Source organism: Pseudomonas sp. MYb2, assembly GCF_002979955.1.
Lineage (GTDB): Bacteria > Pseudomonadota > Gammaproteobacteria > Pseudomonadales > Pseudomonadaceae > Aquipseudomonas.
Window position 1 is genome coordinate 371,497 of record NZ_PCQC01000004.1, and the last position, 16,299, is coordinate 387,795.

The 16,299-nt window shown below is 59.9% G+C and carries 12 protein-coding genes and 1 pseudogene; 9 read left to right on the forward strand and 4 right to left on the reverse strand.

All coding sequences use genetic code 11. The features are described 5' to 3' along the window. Positions 1-2: 2 nt before the first annotated feature. Positions 3-773, forward strand: a complete 771-nt coding sequence (locus tag CQ009_RS09085; protein ID WP_064388153.1) for an electron transfer flavoprotein subunit beta — start codon at positions 3-5, stop codon at positions 771-773. A gap of 948 nt (positions 774-1,721) precedes the next feature. Here CQ009_RS09085 and gbcA read toward each other — a convergent pair. Further along, the gene (gene gbcA / locus CQ009_RS09090) at positions 1,722-3,017 is read right to left on the reverse strand and encodes a glycine-betaine demethylase subunit GbcA (RefSeq protein ID WP_064388154.1); all 1,296 of its coding nucleotides are present in this window, start codon (positions 3,015-3,017) and stop codon (positions 1,722-1,724) included. Positions 3,018-3,314: 297 nt separating this feature from the next. Between gbcA and gbcB the strand changes: the two genes are divergently transcribed. Next, positions 3,315-4,415 carry a glycine-betaine demethylase subunit GbcB gene (gbcB, locus tag CQ009_RS09100; protein ID WP_064388155.1) on the forward strand — a complete coding sequence of 367 codons (1,101 nt, stop codon included), beginning with the start codon at positions 3,315-3,317 and terminating at the stop codon, positions 4,413-4,415. A gap of 181 nt (positions 4,416-4,596) precedes the next feature. Here the strand turns inward: gbcB and CQ009_RS09105 are convergent, their stop codons facing one another. From CQ009_RS09105 to CQ009_RS09120, 3 genes and pseudogenes are all read right to left on the reverse strand, one after another. Next, positions 4,597-5,421, reverse strand: coding sequence for an NAD(P)-dependent oxidoreductase (locus CQ009_RS09105; RefSeq protein WP_064388156.1), 825 nt, complete (start codon positions 5,419-5,421; stop codon positions 4,597-4,599). A gap of 144 nt (positions 5,422-5,565) precedes the next feature. Then, a pseudogene (locus CQ009_RS09110) lies at positions 5,566-6,096 on the reverse strand (transposase); the annotation flags it as partial. Positions 6,097-6,400: 304 nt separating this feature from the next. Continuing rightward, positions 6,401-7,441, reverse strand: a complete 1,041-nt coding sequence (locus CQ009_RS09120; RefSeq protein ID WP_064119210.1) for a low specificity L-threonine aldolase — start codon at positions 7,439-7,441, stop codon at positions 6,401-6,403. A gap of 126 nt (positions 7,442-7,567) precedes the next feature. Between CQ009_RS09120 and CQ009_RS09125 the strand changes: the two genes are divergently transcribed. From CQ009_RS09125 to purU, 7 genes are all read left to right on the forward strand, one after another. Continuing rightward, positions 7,568-8,278 (forward strand): TraX family protein, encoded by a 711-nt coding sequence (locus CQ009_RS09125; RefSeq protein ID WP_105705685.1) that lies wholly within the window; start codon positions 7,568-7,570, stop codon positions 8,276-8,278. 255 nt (positions 8,279-8,533) lie between these two features. Continuing rightward, positions 8,534-9,787 carry a serine hydroxymethyltransferase gene (locus CQ009_RS09135; protein WP_008086924.1) on the forward strand — a complete coding sequence of 418 codons (1,254 nt, stop codon included), beginning with the start codon at positions 8,534-8,536 and terminating at the stop codon, positions 9,785-9,787. 20 nt (positions 9,788-9,807) lie between these two features. Next, positions 9,808-11,058 (forward strand): sarcosine oxidase subunit beta, encoded by a 1,251-nt coding sequence (locus CQ009_RS09140; RefSeq protein ID WP_003206307.1) that lies wholly within the window; start codon positions 9,808-9,810, stop codon positions 11,056-11,058. A gap of 14 nt (positions 11,059-11,072) precedes the next feature. After that, positions 11,073-11,402: a sarcosine oxidase subunit delta gene (locus CQ009_RS09145; protein ID WP_105705687.1), complete on the forward strand. Its 330-nt coding sequence runs from the start codon at positions 11,073-11,075 to the stop codon at positions 11,400-11,402. Beyond that, positions 11,399-14,416 carry a sarcosine oxidase subunit alpha gene (locus CQ009_RS09150; protein ID WP_105705689.1) on the forward strand — a complete coding sequence of 1,006 codons (3,018 nt, stop codon included), beginning with the start codon at positions 11,399-11,401 and terminating at the stop codon, positions 14,414-14,416. The genes CQ009_RS09145 and CQ009_RS09150 overlap by 4 nt, the downstream gene beginning before the upstream one ends. A 132-nt stretch (positions 14,417-14,548) precedes the next feature. Further along, positions 14,549-15,181: a sarcosine oxidase subunit gamma gene (locus tag CQ009_RS09155; RefSeq protein ID WP_008086919.1), complete on the forward strand. Its 633-nt coding sequence runs from the start codon at positions 14,549-14,551 to the stop codon at positions 15,179-15,181. A gap of 215 nt (positions 15,182-15,396) precedes the next feature. Continuing rightward, positions 15,397-16,254 (forward strand): formyltetrahydrofolate deformylase, encoded by an 858-nt coding sequence (purU, locus tag CQ009_RS09160; RefSeq protein ID WP_008086918.1) that lies wholly within the window; start codon positions 15,397-15,399, stop codon positions 16,252-16,254. Positions 16,255-16,299: the final 45 nt, after the last annotated feature.

Below are 16,299 nucleotides of genomic sequence, written 5' to 3' on the forward strand. Positions count from 1 at the left end.
CTATGAACACGAAAGTAATCAGTCTGGTTTCAATCGGCGCTCACCCGACTTCCGGGCGGCCACGCCGTGCTGATCAGGACGCGCGCGCCGTGGAACTGGGTCTGCAACTGGCTGGGGATAACCTGCAAGTGCTGCATGCCGGCGACGTTGCGGAACCGGCGTTGCGCGCCTACCTGGGCATGGGGCTGGAACAGATGCACGTGCTGGAGCAACCGGCTGGCGCCGATGCGCTGCCGGCGCTGACCGCGTATCTGCGCGATGCCGGTGCGCAGGTGGTGCTGACCGGCAGCCAGGCAGAAACCGGTGAAGGTTCGGGGATGTTGCCGTTCCTGCTGGCGGAAGGTCTGGGCTGGCCGCTGGTAGTGGGGCTGGCTCAGGTGGAGTCGATCAATGACGGTTCGGCGCTAGTGCTGCAAGCGTTGCCGCGTGGGCAGCGGCGGCGGTTGAAGGTGAAGCTGCCGTTTATGGCAACTGTGGATAACGCTGCGCCGAAGCCTCGGCAGAGTGCCTACGGCCCGGCGCGTCGTGGGGTGCTGGAGGCGGACGACGTTGAAGTTATCGACGATGAACTCCTCGCTGCCGCCACCCTGCAACCGGCCAAACCAAGGCCCAAGCGCCTGAAAGTGATCAAAGCCAAAAGCGGTGCCGACCGGATGAAAGCAGCGACGGCCAAAGCCAGTGGCGGCGGTGGACAGGTGCTCAAAGGAGTTACCGCGCAGGCCGGTGCTGAAGCGATTCTCAAGTTGCTGATTGAAGAAGGTGTTGTTCGCTGAAAAGCCCCTCACCCTAGCCCTCTCCCAGAGGGAGAGGGGACCGACCGAGTGGTATTGGCTAATTACATCGACCTGCGATTGCGTGGTGACGTTGGTTTGGCCAAGCCTGAGATCACAATGTTCGTTCAGGTCGATGGAGTTCAAATAGGCGATTCGGTCGGCTCCCTCTCCCTCCGGGAGAGGGCTGGGCGGGCGGCGTTCAGATGAGGGTAGCGGTTTACCCACAGTCCCTGTTGGTCGATCTGTGGATAACATGTTCGCCCCTCTCTACACCCCACGTCATTCAAGCCCTGCAGCTATCCGATCAAAAAACAGCCAGCCTAAGTCACGGATTTTCAGGGCTTTTTCGCCAGGATAACTCAGCAAGTTGCCCCCAATCTCTGTTGGCGCTTCTGTGGATAAGATGTTCGCTATCCGCTGAGACCCTTATAAAACGTGGCCTGTGAAGAGTTGATCAAAAAACAATCAATTAATCTGTTTCGACGAAAAACTCCCGCGCAAATCCCGATTTCACACAGCCTCCAAGGCTTTTCCACAGATAAGGCAAAGTTACCCCCGAACTCTGTTGGCGCTTCTGTGGATAACGTGTTCGTCATCCTCTACAGACCATGCAGAACTTGGCTTACAGGAATATGATCAAAAAACAACCAATGCGTCTTGCAAACCGTACTTCTGGATAAGTCACGATTTTTCTTCATAAATCAGTCAGTTATTTTTTCGTTCATCCACAGTTACCCCCATTTGCTGTGGGTGGCTATGTGGATAACTTGTTTGCGAAAGGCTGGGAGGCTTGGTGGGTATAGGGTGTGGGGTGATTGATCAGAAATTGTGCAATCAAGGTTCAGGGATGTGGTGAAGGTGAGATAGCTATCGCGAGCAGGCTCACTCCTACAAGGGAACGCATTCCACCTGTAGGAGCTGCCGAAGGCTGCGATCTTTTGATCTTGATCAGCCCTGCACAGGCACGCCTTTGAGGTACGGCGCAGGCTCGGCGCCGAGGTTGCTCAACAGGCGCTCGCTGTACCAATCAACGAAGTTGACCACACCAAACTCATACGTCTTCGAGTAAGGCCCAGGCTGATACGCCGTGGAGTTGATCCCGCGCTGGTTCTCTTCCGCCAGACGCCGGTCCTGATCGTTGGTCGCATCCCACACCTGGCGCATGCGTTCCACATCGTAATCCACGCCTTCAACCGCATCCTTGTGCACGATCCACTTGGTGGTGACCATGGTTTCCTGTGCGCTGATCGGCCACACGGTGAAGACGATGATGTGGTCGCCCATGCAGTGGTTCCACGAATGTGGCAGATGCAGGATGCGCATCGAGCCCAGATCCGGGTTCTTGATCCGGCCCATCAGTTTCGCGCAGCCCTGTTTGCCGTCGAGTGTCATCGACACGGTGCCTTTGAGCAGCGGCATGCGCACGATGCGGTTGCGCAGGCCGAAACTGGCGTGGGCGTAAGGAATCTTCTCGGCTTCCCAGGCAGCGGCGGACGCGGCGACGTGGTCCTTGAACGCCTGATCGGCGCGCGGGTCGGTGACGTCGTCCCATTCCAGCAGGGTTTTCAGCAGTTCCGGGTGCGACGCGTTGCAGTGGTAGCACTCGCGGTTGTTTTCCAGCACCAGTTTCCAGTTGGCTTTTTCCATCAAGGTGGTGGTGATTGCCACCTTGGTGTTCTCCATGTCGTACGGTTCCATGTAATGGTTCAGCGTCGACAGGAAGTCATCAATGGCCGGCGGATTCTCGGCCAGGCTGATAAAGATGTAGCCGCCGGCGGTCTTCACGTTCACCGGTTTCAGGCCGTACTGCTTCATGTCGAAGTCGGCGCCCATTTCGGTGCCGGCGAACAGCAGGCGACCGTCCAGCTCGTACGTCCACTGGTGATAATGGCAGACCAGTTTGGCGACCTTGCCTTTTTCACTGGTGCACAGACGCGAGCCACGGTGACGGCAGACGTTGTGGAACGCATGCACCACGCCTTCGGCACCCCGGATGACGATGATCGGGTTCTTGCCGATCTGCAGGGTCAGGTAGTTGCCTTTGGCCGGGATTTCGCAGGTCATGCCGGCGATCAACCATTCTTTCTGGAAGATCTCCTGCATGTCGATATCGAACAGCCGCTCATCGCTATAAAAAGGTTGCGGCAGCGAAAAGGTGCGCTCGCGCTCCTGGAGCATTTGCGCGGTGGCCTTGCGTGCGGGTTCCAGCGGATCGCCCAGGCTGATTTTTGCGGTGACGTCCATCGATGTGATCCTCATGGCCATCTGCGTGGCCGGCGAAAAGTGGCTGATCAGGTGTGCTGCTAACGGTTGCTACGCAAGGTGTAAAGAAGCTGTCTTGGTGTTGGGGCGAGTGTGGGCCCGGCGCAGGGCGCAACCTTATCCATGGGCGACATGGTGCAATCTGTTCCCGACGCGCAACCCCCGGTGGTTGGGGGCTGGTCGCGATAAGTATGCCGATGTCGCGGATAGGTAAACGGGCGGTTCGCGCTATACGCAGAATCGCCGACATGAGGCCGACAGTCGGCCGTGGAGAACAGCATGTCCAACAGCTTCCTGAATCCGGTCACCACCCAGACCTGGGCCAATGGCCGACACATCGTCCGTTGCGTCAAAGTCATCCAGGAAACCTGGGACGTGCGCACCTTCTGCTTTATGGCTGACCAGCCGATCCTGTTCTTCTTCAAGCCCGGGCAGTTCGTCACCCTGGAGCTGGAAATCGAAGGGCAGCCGATCATGCGCTCGTACACGATTTCCAGTTCGCCGTCGGTGCCGTACAGCTTTTCGGTGACGATCAAACGCGTGCCGGGCGGCAAGGTTTCCAACTGGCTGCACGACACCTTGCACGAAGGGCAGGAGCTGGCGGTGCACGGGCCGGTCGGGCTGTTCAATGCCATCGATTTCCCGAGCCCGAAAGTCCTCTATCTGAGCGGCGGCGTCGGTATCACGCCGTGCATGTCGATGGCGCGCTGGTTTTACGACACCAACGCCAACGTCGACATGACCTTTATCCACAGTGCACGCTCGCCCAAAGACATCATTTATCACCGCGAGCTGGAGCACATGGCGTCGCGGATCGACAACTTCAGCCTGCATCTGATTTGCGAGAAGCATGGCTTGGGTGAGCCATGGGCCGGATATCGCGGTTACCTGAATCACAAGATGCTCGAATTGATGGTGCCGGACTTCCTTGAGCGCGAGGTGTTCTGCTGCGGCCCGACGCCGTACATGAACGCGGTCAAGCGCCTGCTCGAAGTGGCCGGTTACGACATGTCGCGTTATCACGAGGAATCCTTCGGTGCGACGCCACCGGAAGCCCGTGCCGATGCGGTGGAACAGGCCGAGCAGGCAGCGGATGCGCCGGAAATCGATATCGCCGACCTGCATCAGGTCGAATTCACCTCGTCCGGCAAGAGCATTCGTGTGGCACCGGGTGAGACCGTGCATGCGGCGGCGGCCAAGCTGGGGCTGATGATTCCGAAGGCCTGCGGCATGGGGATTTGCGGGACGTGCAAAGTGCTCAAGCTGGGCGGTGAGGTGGAGATGGAGCACAACGGCGGGATTACCGAGGACGATGAGGCGGAAGGGTTTATCTTGTCGTGCTGCAGTGTGCCGAAGGGGGATGTGCGTATCGATTTTTGAGTGGTTCGAATTTTTGCGTACGGCTTGCCCCTCACCCCAGCCCTCTCCCGAGGGAGAGGGAGCCGATTTTTGGGCTTTTCAAAATGTGGGTTCGGCTCGGTATTTCACGTCGGCGTAACTCTGATAAACACCACGGTCAGTCCCCTCTCCCTCTGGGAGAGGGCTAGGGTGAGGGGCTATTTCAGTCAACAAACAAATCCGGCATCAACGCCGCCTCGCTTTCCCGATCAAACCGGTAATGCTCAAACTCGCCAACGCCGCTCTCCCGCAAAATCTCCTCATCAATCAACAACCGCCCGGTGATCTGCCGGTTGCTGCTATCCAGAATCACATGCGCGGCATCCGCCATGATCGAAGGCTGGCGCGCTTGTTTGAACGACTCGCGATTGCCCAACTGAAACTCAATCGCCGCCGTGGCAATCATCGTTTGCGGCCACAGTGAGTTGACGCTGATCCCGTAACTGGCAAATTCCTCGCTCATCCCCAACGTCAGCATGCTCATGCCGTACTTGGTCACCGTGTACGGGCTGAACTGCGCAAACCACTTGCTCGCCAGATTCAGCGGCGGCGACAGATTGAGAATATGCCCGGCGGATTTCTTCAGATAGGGCAGGGCGGCCTGACTGCACAGCAGCACCGCACGGGTGTTGATCTGGTGCATCAGGTCAAAGCGCTTGAGTTCGATGTGCTGCACACCGGTCAACTTGATCGCCCCGGCGTTGTTTACCAGCGCATCGATAGCGCCGAAATGTTCGTTGGCTTGGGCGAGAGCCCGGCGTACGCCGTCCTCATCACGCACATCCACCTGCAACGCCAACGCCTTGCCGCCCGCCGCCTGGACTTCAGCGGCGACGCTATGAATGGTGCCGGGCAGTTTGGCGTGGGGTTCGGCGCTCTTCGCCGCAATCACGATATTGGCCCCGTCCCTCGCGGCACGCAGCGCAATCTCACGGCCAATGCCACGGCTGGCGCCAGTGATGAACAGGGTTTTGCCTTGTAACGACATGCCGATGCTCCTGCTTATTGTTATGCGAGCGGAGGGCTCGACAGACAATGTAGACCAAGCAGATCAGGTAGCACTTTCTCCGCCATTGATCGTTCCCACGCTCAGCGTGGGAATGCAGCCCGGGACGCTCTGCGTCCCATTTCCATACCAGCACTGAACCTCGATCAGCCCCGGCGTTCCCGCGTAGTCCCTGGCACTCGAATAACGCCAATGCTCTGGCAAATCCACATACCCGCGTTTCACCGGGTTGTTGTGGATGTATTCAAGCTTCTGGCGCATGACCGATTCGCTATAAACCATCTCTGCGTGGGAGCCTTCCTGCCACAGCTGATACACGCGATCCTGCTTGTGCGCCCGTTTGCTAAAGCGCAGCCGTTGCAGGGCTTTGTCAGCGCCTTTGCTTTGCAAGTCATCAATAATCTGTCGAGCAGTGAATGATTTGAATTGGCTGAGGCATTTACTCAGGTCGGGCGCCTGAGCGACGAAGTGAAGATGGTTTTCCAGAATCACGTAGCCGTACAGCTTCAAGTCATTGTGGGCCTGTTGATATCGCCAGCAGTTGAGCAGGTGGTCGACGATGTATGGGCGGATGAACAGCGGTAACCATTCCATGATCGTGCAGGTCAGAAAATGCGGTTTGTCGGTTTCGGTAATGGTATAGCGGCTGCGGCCCATGGGATTCTTCCTTGAATCTTGCGGTGCGACGGGAATGGAACGCGGAGCGTCCCGGGAGGCATTACCACGCAGAGCGTGGGAACGATCAGGGTGAGACGGACGAAGTGATTGCGCTAGCAGAGAAGTCTGAAGTGCTGGTGGGAAAAATCATTCCCGACCGAAAATCGTTCCCACGCTCCGCGTGGGAATGCAGCCACTGACGCTCCGCGTCATCGCGGTGTTTAGCATCTGGGGCTGGAACGCGGAGCGTCCCGGGAGGCGTTCCCACTCAGAGCGTGGGAACGATCAGTGCGCAGGCGTCAGGTCAGGCGGACATGACTTCGCGGATGTCGCGGGCCAGTTCGCGGACGCGTTCTTCTTCGGTGTCCCACGAGCACATGAAGCGTGCGCCGCCCTTGCCGATGAAGGTGTAGAAACGCCAGTTCTTCGCGGTCAACGCAGCGATGGCCGGTTCCGACAGTTGCAGGAACACGCCGTTGGCCTGGACCGGGAACATCAGTTCGACGCCCGGAATGTCGCTGACCAGTTCTGCCAGCAATTGTGCGCAGTGGTTAGCGTGGCGCGCATATTTCAGCCATGCATCGGTTTCAAGGATGCCGACCCACGGTGCCGAAAGGAAGCGCATTTTCGACGCCAACTGACCGGCCTGTTTGCAGCGATAGTCGAAGTCTTCGGCCAGTTTGTGGTTGAAGAACAGGATCGCCTCACCCACGGCCATGCCGTTCTTGGTGCCGCCGAAACACAGCACGTCGACGCCAGCCTTCCAGGTCAAATCTGCTGGCGAGCAACCGAGGAACGCGCAGGCGTTGGAGAAACGCGCGCCGTCCATGTGCAGGTGCAGGCCCAGCTCTTTGCAGGTGGCGCTGATGGCGCGGACTTCTTCCGGGGTGTAGACGCTGCCGACTTCGGTGGCTTGGGTCAGGGTGACCACGCGCGGTTTCGGGTAGTGAATATCCTGACGCTTGAGCGCGACTTCGCGGATCGACTGCGGGGTGATCTTGCCGTTTTCAGTGCCGGCGATCAGCAGTTTCGAGCCGTTGGAGAAGAATTCCGGGGCGCCGCATTCGTCGGTTTCGACGTGGGCGGTTTCCGAGCAGATCACGCTGTGGTAACTCTGGCACAACGACGACAGCGCCAGCGAGTTGGCGGCGGTGCCGTTGAAGGCGAAGAACACTTCGCAGTCGGTTTCGAACAGTTTGCGGAAATGATCGGACGCGCGAGCGGTCCATTCATCGTCGCCGTAAGCGCGCTGGTGGCCGTGGTTGGCCTGTTCCATGGCAGCCCAGGCTTCAGGGCAGATACCGGAATAGTTGTCGCTGGCGAATTGTTGGCTCTTGTCGGTCATGGCCGGCTTCCGTGGTCGAGACTCTTGTGAAGGCTCGTGGTCAATGATGGTGCGCACTTTACCGAAGATCTTCCGGGGAGCACACGGGATGTCGCTGTCAGAACATTACATGGACGCAGGCCGATTATGCACCTGAGAAAACGCGACGGCGCGCTGGATCTGCTCAAGTGGCTGGCGCTGCTGAGCATGTTGCTCGATCACCTGCGATATGTCGGGTTCTCCGCCGATTGGCTGTACGTGCCGGGGCGGCTGGCGTTTCCATGGTTTTGTCTGGCGATGGCGGCGAATCTGGCGCGCGATGGTTCGCGGAAGACGGAATGGCGCTATCTGGGCTGGTTGGTGTTGTTCAGCGCCGTGAGTGAAATCCCCTATCGGCTGTACATTCCAGAGCCGGATACGTTGAACGTGATGCCGACGTTGGCGCTGGGTTTACTGGTGGCGCGGGGGTGGCAGGATCCCTCGATCATGTCGCGATTGCTGGGTGTTGCTGCCCTGGTGATGGCGATAGTTTTCCCGGAACGACTGATGTTCGGCTTCTTCGGGGTTCTGCTCCCGTTGGCGATGCTATTGGTGTTTCGCCGGCCGTGGTACTTCAGCTTGCTGCCGGGTTTGATATGCCTCGCAGCGAATCAGTGGCAAGTGCTTTACGACTCGGCAAGGTTCGGTAGCAGCGTCGCCATTCTTGGCATTGCCACCTGTCTGTTTGCGCCAGTGCTCGGAATGTTCCTGTTGCGACATGTGCGACATCTCCAGCCACCGCCGATGCGGCGCTGGGCTTATGCCCTCTATCCCGCGCATTTCCTCCTGCTGCTACTTATCCGCCAGCTCGCCGCATAACCCCCTGTAGGAGTGAGCCTGCTCGCGATGGCGGCGTATCTGACCCACCGCCATCGCGAGCAGGCTCACTCCTACAGGGGATCTGTGCAGATTCAACAAGCCATTTTCAGCCATGTCGTAAACGCACCTTTGCGTGGCGCGCGCAGGCATTTGAGCTGTCTGCGCCGGTCATACCATCGGCATCAAAGGGCACTGCCGTGATTGCCAGTGCCTTACCGAGACGAATGGCGCACAGATGCCGCTGGGAGAGACGCGATGTTCAGCAAGCAAGACCAGATCCAGGGTTACGACGATGCACTGCTGGCGGCGATGAATGCCGAGGAGCAACGTCAGGAAGATCACATCGAGCTGATCGCGTCAGAGAACTACACCAGCAAACGCGTCATGGAAGCGCAAGGCAGCGGCCTGACCAACAAATACGCCGAAGGCTATCCGGGCAAGCGCTACTACGGTGGCTGCGAGCACGTCGATAAAGTCGAAGCGCTGGCCATCGAGCGCGCCAAGCAGCTGTTCGGCGCCGATTACGCCAATGTCCAGCCGCACTCCGGTTCTTCGGCCAACAGCGCCGTGTACCTGGCGCTGATCCAGCCGGGCGACACCATCCTCGGCATGAGCCTGGCCCACGGTGGTCACCTGACCCACGGCGCCAAAGTGTCGTCCTCGGGCAAGCTCTACAACGCCGTGCAGTACGGCATCAACACCGACACCGGGCTGATCGATTACGACGAAGTCGAACGTCTCGCCGTCGAATCCAAGCCGAAAATGATCGTCGCCGGTTTCTCTGCTTACTCGAAGACCCTCGACTTCCCGCGCTTCCGTCAGATCGCTGACAAGGTCGGCGCGCTGCTGTTCGTCGACATGGCCCACGTCGCCGGCCTGGTCGCTGCCGGTCTGTACCCGAACCCGCTGCCGTACGCCGACGTGGTCACCACCACCACGCACAAAACCCTGCGCGGCCCACGTGGCGGCTTGATCCTGGCCAAGTCCAACGAAGAGATCGAGAAGAAGCTCAACGCTGCCGTGTTCCCCGGCGCTCAGGGTGGCCCGCTGATGCACGTCATCGCCGGTAAAGCCGTGTGCTTCAAGGAAGCGCTGGAGCCAGGCTTCAAGGCTTATCAGCAGCAAGTGATCGACAACGCTCAGGCGATGGCCAGCGTGTTTATCAAACGTGGCTACGATGTAGTGTCCGGCGGCACCGACAACCACTTGTTCCTGGTCAGCCTGATCCGTCAGGGTCTGACCGGCAAAGATGCTGACGCCGCCCTTGGCCGTGCGCACATCACCGTCAACAAGAACGCCGTGCCGAACGACCCGCAATCGCCGTTCGTGACCTCGGGCCTGCGCATCGGTACCCCGGCGGTCACTACTCGCGGCTTCAAGGTGACCCAGTGCGAAGTGTTGGCTGGCTGGATCTGCGACATCCTCGACAACCTCGGTGATGCCGACGTCGAGGCCAATGTTGCCCAGCAAGTGTCGGCCCTGTGCGCAGACTTCCCGGTTTATCGCTGAGTGTTCTGGAGTAACTGACTATGCAACGCTATTCGGGCTTCGGCCTCTTCAAACACTCCCTCAGCCACCACGAAAACTGGCAGCGCATGTGGCGCACGCCGACGCCGAAAAAGGTCTACGACGTGGTCATCGTCGGCGGCGGCGGGCACGGTCTGGCGACTGCCTACTACTTGGCAAAAGAACACGGCATTACCAATGTGGCCGTGGTCGAGAAAGGCTGGCTGGGCGGCGGTAACACCGCGCGCAACACCACCATCGTGCGCTCCAACTACCTGTGGGACGAGTCGGCGCACCTCTACGAACACGCAATGAAACTGTGGGAAGGCCTGTCGCAGGACCTCAACTACAACGTGATGTTCTCTCAGCGTGGCGTCTACAACCTGTGCCACACCCTGCAGGACATCCGTGATTCCGAGCGTCGGGTCAGCGCCAACCGCCTCAACGGCGTCGATGGCGAACTGCTCAACGCCAAGCAAGTCGCTGACGAGATTCCGTACCTCGACTGCTCGAAAAACACCCGCTACCCGGTGATGGGCGCCACCGTTCAGCGTCGCGGCGGCGTCGCCCGTCACGATGCCGTGGCCTGGGGCTTTGCCCGTGCCGCTGACGCCCTCGGTGTGGACTTGATCCAACAGACCGAAGTCATCGGTTTCCGCAAGGAAAACGGCGTGTGCATCGGTGTTGAAACCAACAAGGGTTTCATCGGCGCCAAACGCGTCGGTGTGGTCACTGCCGGTAACTCCGGGCACATGGCCAAGCTCGCCGGTTTCCGTCTGCCGATCGAATCCCACCCGCTGCAAGCGCTGGTGTCGGAACCGATCAAACCGATTATCGACAGCGTGATCATGTCCAATGCCGTGCACGGTTACATCAGCCAGTCCGACAAGGGCGACCTGGTGATCGGCGCTGGTATCGACGGCTACAACGGCTACGGCCAGCGTGGTTCGTACCCGGTGATCGAGCACACCATTCAGGCCATCGTCGAGATGTTCCCGGTGTTGTCCCGCGTACGCATGAACCGCCAGTGGGGCGGCATCGTCGACACCACGCCGGACGCTTGCCCGATCATTTCGAAAACCCCGGTGCCGAACATGTTCTTCAACTGCGGTTGGGGCACCGGTGGCTTCAAGGCAACGCCTGGCTCGGGCAACGTGTTTGCCGCGAGTCTGGCCAAGGGTGAAATGCACCCGCTGGCCGCACCGTTTTCCATCGACCGTTTCCACAACGGCGCACTCATCGACGAACACGGCGCTGCTGCCGTCGCCCACTAACAGGAGAAATCCCCATGTTGCATATCTTCTGTCCTCACTGCGGCGAACTGCGCTCCGAAGAGGAATTCCACGCATCCGGTCAGGCGCACATTCCGCGCCCGCTCGATCCAGGCGCCTGCACCGACGAGGAGTGGGGCGACTACATGTTCTTCCGCGATAACCCGCGCGGTCTGCACCACGAACTGTGGGATCACGTTGCCGGTTGCCGTCAGTACTTCAACGTCACCCGCGACACCGTGACCTACGAGATTCTCGAAACCTACAAGATCGGCACCAAGCCGCAATTCACCGACAAGGCTGATTCGGCGAAAACAGCCACGACGGCGCAGGGAGAGAAGGTATGAGCCAGACCAATCGCCTGTCCAACGGTGGACGGATCGACCGCAACAAAGTGCTGAGCTTCACCTTCAACGGTCAGAGCTACAAAGGCTTCGAGGGTGACTCGCTGGCCGCCGCGCTGATCGCCAACGGCGTCGACATCATTGGCCGCAGCTTCAAGTATTCGCGTCCTCGCGGGATCTTTGCTGCCGGTGCCGAAGAGCCGAACGCGGTGCTGCAGATCGGTGCCACCGAAGCCACCCAGATTCCCAACGTGCGCGCCACGCAACAAGCGCTGTATCAAGGTCTGGTCGCGACCAGCACCAACGGCTGGCCGAGCGTCAACAACGACATGATGGGCATTCTCGGCAAGGTCGGCGGCAAGCTGATGCCGCCGGGTTTCTACTACAAAACCTTCATGTACCCGCAATCGTTCTGGATGACGTACGAGAAGTACATTCGCAAGGCTGCCGGTCTGGGCCGCTCGCCGACCGAGGTCGATCCGGACACCTACGACTACATGAACCAGCATTGCGACGTGCTGATCGTCGGCGCTGGTCCGGCCGGTCTCGCCGCTGCACTGGCCGCTGCGCGCAGCGGTGCCCGAGTGATTCTTGCCGATGAGCAGGAAGAGTTTGGCGGCAGCCTGCTCGACTCTCGTGAAAGCCTCGACGGCAAACCGGCGATGGATTGGGTTGCCAGTGTCATCACTGAACTGAAGAACACCCCGGACGTGCTGCTGTTGCCGCGCGCCACGGTCAACGGTTACCACGACCACAACTTCCTGACCATTCACGAGCGCCTCACCGATCACCTCGGTGACCGCGCGCCGATTGGCCAGGTGCGTCAGCGTATTCACCGTGTTCGCGCCAAGCGTGTCGTGCTGGCAACCGGTGCTTGCGAGCGTCCGCTGGTTTACGGCAACAACGACGTGCCGGGCAACATGCTGGCCGGCGCTGTGTCGACTTACGTGCGTCGCTACGGCGTAGCTCCGGGCAAGAAGCTTGTTCTTAGCACCAACAACGATCACGCCTACCGCGTTGCTTTGGACTGGCTCGACGCCAGCCTGCAAGTGGTCGCCATCGCCGATGCGCGCAGCAATCCGCGTGGTGCGCTGGTGGAAGAAGCCCGCGCCAAAGGTATTCGGATTCTCACCGGCAGCGCCGTGATCGAAGCCCGTGGCAGCAAGCGTGTCACCGCTGCCCGTGTTGCTGCGATTGATGTCAAAGCCCACGCCGTGACCAGCCCAGGCGAATGGCTCGACTGCGATGTGGTCGCCAGTTCCGGTGGTTACAGCCCTGTCGTTCACCTGGCTTCGCACCTCGGTGGCAAGCCGACCTGGCGCGAAGACATCCTCGGCTTCGTACCGGGCGAAGCACCGCAGAAACGCGTGTGCGTCGGTGGCATCAACGGCGTTTACGTACTCGGTGATTCTCTGGCCGATGGTTTTGAAGGCGGCGTGCGCGCTGCCGCTGAAGCCGGTTTCCAGACTGTCGAAGGCGTGCTGCCGAAAGCCCTGAGCCGTCACGAAGAACCGACGCTGGCGCTGTTCCAGGTGCCGCATGAAAAGAACACCGCACGGGCGCCGAAGCAATTCGTCGACCTGCAAAACGACGTGACCGCTGCAGCGATCGAACTGGCAACCCGCGAAGGTTTCGAGTCAGTCGAGCACGTCAAACGCTACACCGCGCTGGGGTTCGGCACCGATCAGGGCAAGCTCGGCAACGTCAACGGTCTGGCCATCGCCGCCCGCTCGCTGAACGTGACCATCCCGCAAATGGGCACCACGATGTTCCGCCCGAACTACACGCCGGTGACTTTCGGCGCCGTGGCCGGTCGTCACTGTGGGCACATCTTCGAGCCGGTGCGTCATACCGCACTGCACGCCTGGCATGTGAAGAACGGCGCCGAGTTTGAAGACGTCGGTCAGTGGAAGCGTCCATGGTACTTCCCGAAAAACGGCGAAGACCTGCATGCCGCGGTGAAGCGCGAATGCAAAGCCGTGCGCGACAGCGTCGGCCTGCTCGACGCCTCGACCCTCGGCAAGATCGACATTCAAGGCCCGGATGCCCGCGAGTTCCTCAACCGCGTGTACACCAATGCCTGGACCAAGCTCGACGTGGGCAAAGCCCGCTACGGTTTGATGTGCAAAGAAGACGGCATGGTCTTCGACGACGGTGTCACGGCGTGTCTGGCCGACAACCATTTCGTCATGACCACCACCACCGGCGGCGCCGCTCGCGTATTGCAGTGGCTGGAGCTGTACCACCAGACCGAATGGCCGGACATGAAGGTTTACTTCACCTCCGTCACCGACCACTGGGCGACCATGACCCTGTCCGGGCCGAACAGCCGCAAGCTGCTCAGCGCCGTGACCGACATTGATCTGAGCAACGAAGCGTTCCCGTTCATGACCTGGAAAGAAGGTCTGGTCGGCGGTGTGCCGGCGCGGGTGTTCCGCATTTCGTTCACCGGTGAGCTGTCGTACGAAGTCAACGTGCAGGCCGACTATGCGATGGGCGTGCTGGAGAAAATCGTCGAGGCCGGCAAGCAGTACAACCTGACCCCGTACGGCACTGAAACCATGCACGTGCTGCGTGCCGAGAAGGGTTTCATCATCGTTGGCCAGGACACTGACGGCTCGATGACCCCGGACGACTTGAACATGGGCTGGTGCGTGGGTCGCACCAAACCGTTCTCGTGGATCGGCCAGCGTGGGATGAACCGTGAAGACTGCGTGAAAGATCAGCGTAAGCAACTGGTGGGACTCAAGCCGATCGATCCGAACGTGTGGCTGCCGGAAGGTGCGCAATTGGTGTTCAACACCAAGCAGGCGATCCCGATGACCATGGTTGGCCACGTGACCTCCAGCTACGCGCACAACTCCCTCGGCTATTCGTTTGCCATGGGTGTGGTCAAGGGCGGTCTGAAGCGTCTTGGGGAGCGGGTGTTTGCACCGCTGGCCGATGGCAGCGTGATCGAGGCGGAAATCGTTTCTTCGGTGTTCTTCGATCCGAAGGGTGATCGCCAGAACATCTGACACTGATCGTTCCCACGCTCTGCGTGGGAATGCATCCCGGGACGCTCTGCGTCCCAAGAGCGGACGCAGAGCGTCCATGGCGGCATTCCCACGCAGAGCGTGGGAACGATCAAGAATTCAGGAAGGTGCTTTATGACCACAGCCAATGTTTACCAACAACGCCCGACCACCGGCGCCAAGGCCGAGTCGTCGCTGCACCATGCCGACCTCGCCAGCCTGGTCGGCAAGGGCCGCAAGAACGCCGGTGTGATCGTGCGTGAAAAGAAACTCCTCGGTCACCTGACCATCCGTGGCGATGGCCACGATGCGGCGTTCGCCGCCGGCGTCCATAAAGCGCTGGGCATCGAATTGCCCGGCGCCCTGAGCGTGATCGTCAAAGGCGAAACCAGCCTGCAATGGATGGGCCCGGACGAGTGGCTGCTGATCGTGCCGAGCGGCGAAGAATTCGCTGCCGAACAGAAACTGCGTGAAGCGCTGGGCGATCTGCACATCGCGATCGTCAACGTCAGCGGCGGCCAGCAGGTGCTCGAACTCAGCGGGCCGAACGTGCGTCAGGTGCTGATGAAGTCGACCAGCTATGACGTGCATCCGAATAACTTTCCGGTCGGTAAAGCGGTCGGCACGGTGTTCGCCAAGTCGCAGCTGATGATTCGTCATACCGCCGAAGACACTTGGGAACTGCTGATTCGTCGCAGCTTCTCGGATTACTGGTGGTTGTGGTTGCAGGATGCTTCGGCTGAGTACGGGTTGAGCGTTCAGGCCTGAAGATCAAAAGCCACCCCCCTCACCCCAGCCCTCTCCCCCAGGGGGAGAGGGGGAAAGGGAGCAGATTTGTGTGGTTTTCGAGCCTGAGTTCGACCCGATATCTCAGGTCGGCGTAACGCGAGAGAACAACTCGGTCAGTCCCCTCTCCCTCTGGGAGAGGGCTAGGGTGAGGGAAAAACCTGCCACCCCGCACAAAGAACAGGAGTCACCGCACCATGAGCCGCGCCCCAGACACATGGATTCTGACCGCCGACTGCCCCAGCGTCCTCGGCACCGTGGACGCGGTGACGCGTTTTCTGTTCGAGCAGGGTTGCTACGTCACCGAGCACCACTCGTTCGATGACCGCCTCTCGGGGCGTTTCTTCATCCGCGTGGAATTCCGCCAGCCCGACGGCTTCGACGAACAGTCCTTCCGCGCCGGTTTAGCCGAACGCGGACAGGCATTCGGCATGATCTTCGAGCTGACAGCGCCAAACTACCGGCCGAAAGTGGTGATCATGGTTTCCAAGGCCGATCACTGCCTTAACGATTTGCTCTATCGCCAGCGCATCGGTCAGTTGTCGATGGACGTCGCGGCGGTGGTGTCCAATCACCCGGATCTCAAGCCGCTGGCCGACTGGCACCAGATTCCCTACTACCATTTCCCCCTCGACCCCAACGACAAACCGTCGCAGGAGCGTCAGGTGTGGCAGGTGATCGAAGAGTCCGGCGCCGAACTGGTGATTCTCGCGCGCTATATGCAGGTGCTGTCGCCGGAGTTGTGCCGCAAGCTCGATGGCAAGGCGATCAACATTCATCACTCGCTGCTGCCGGGCTTCAAGGGCGCCAAACCGTACCACCAGGCCTACAACAAGGGCGTGAAGCTGGTTGGCGCGACGGCGCATTACATCAACAACGACCTCGATGAAGGGCCGATCATTGCCCAGGGCGTCGAGGCGGTGGATCACAGTCATTACCCTGAGGATCTGATTGCCAAGGGGCGTGATATCGAAGGCCTGACCCTTGCCCGTGCCGTTGGGTATCACATCGAAAGAAGGGTTTTTTTGAACGCCAATCGTACGGTCGTACTTTAGATCGCCATCGCTGGCAAGCCAGCTCCCACAGGATTCGGTGTTGAA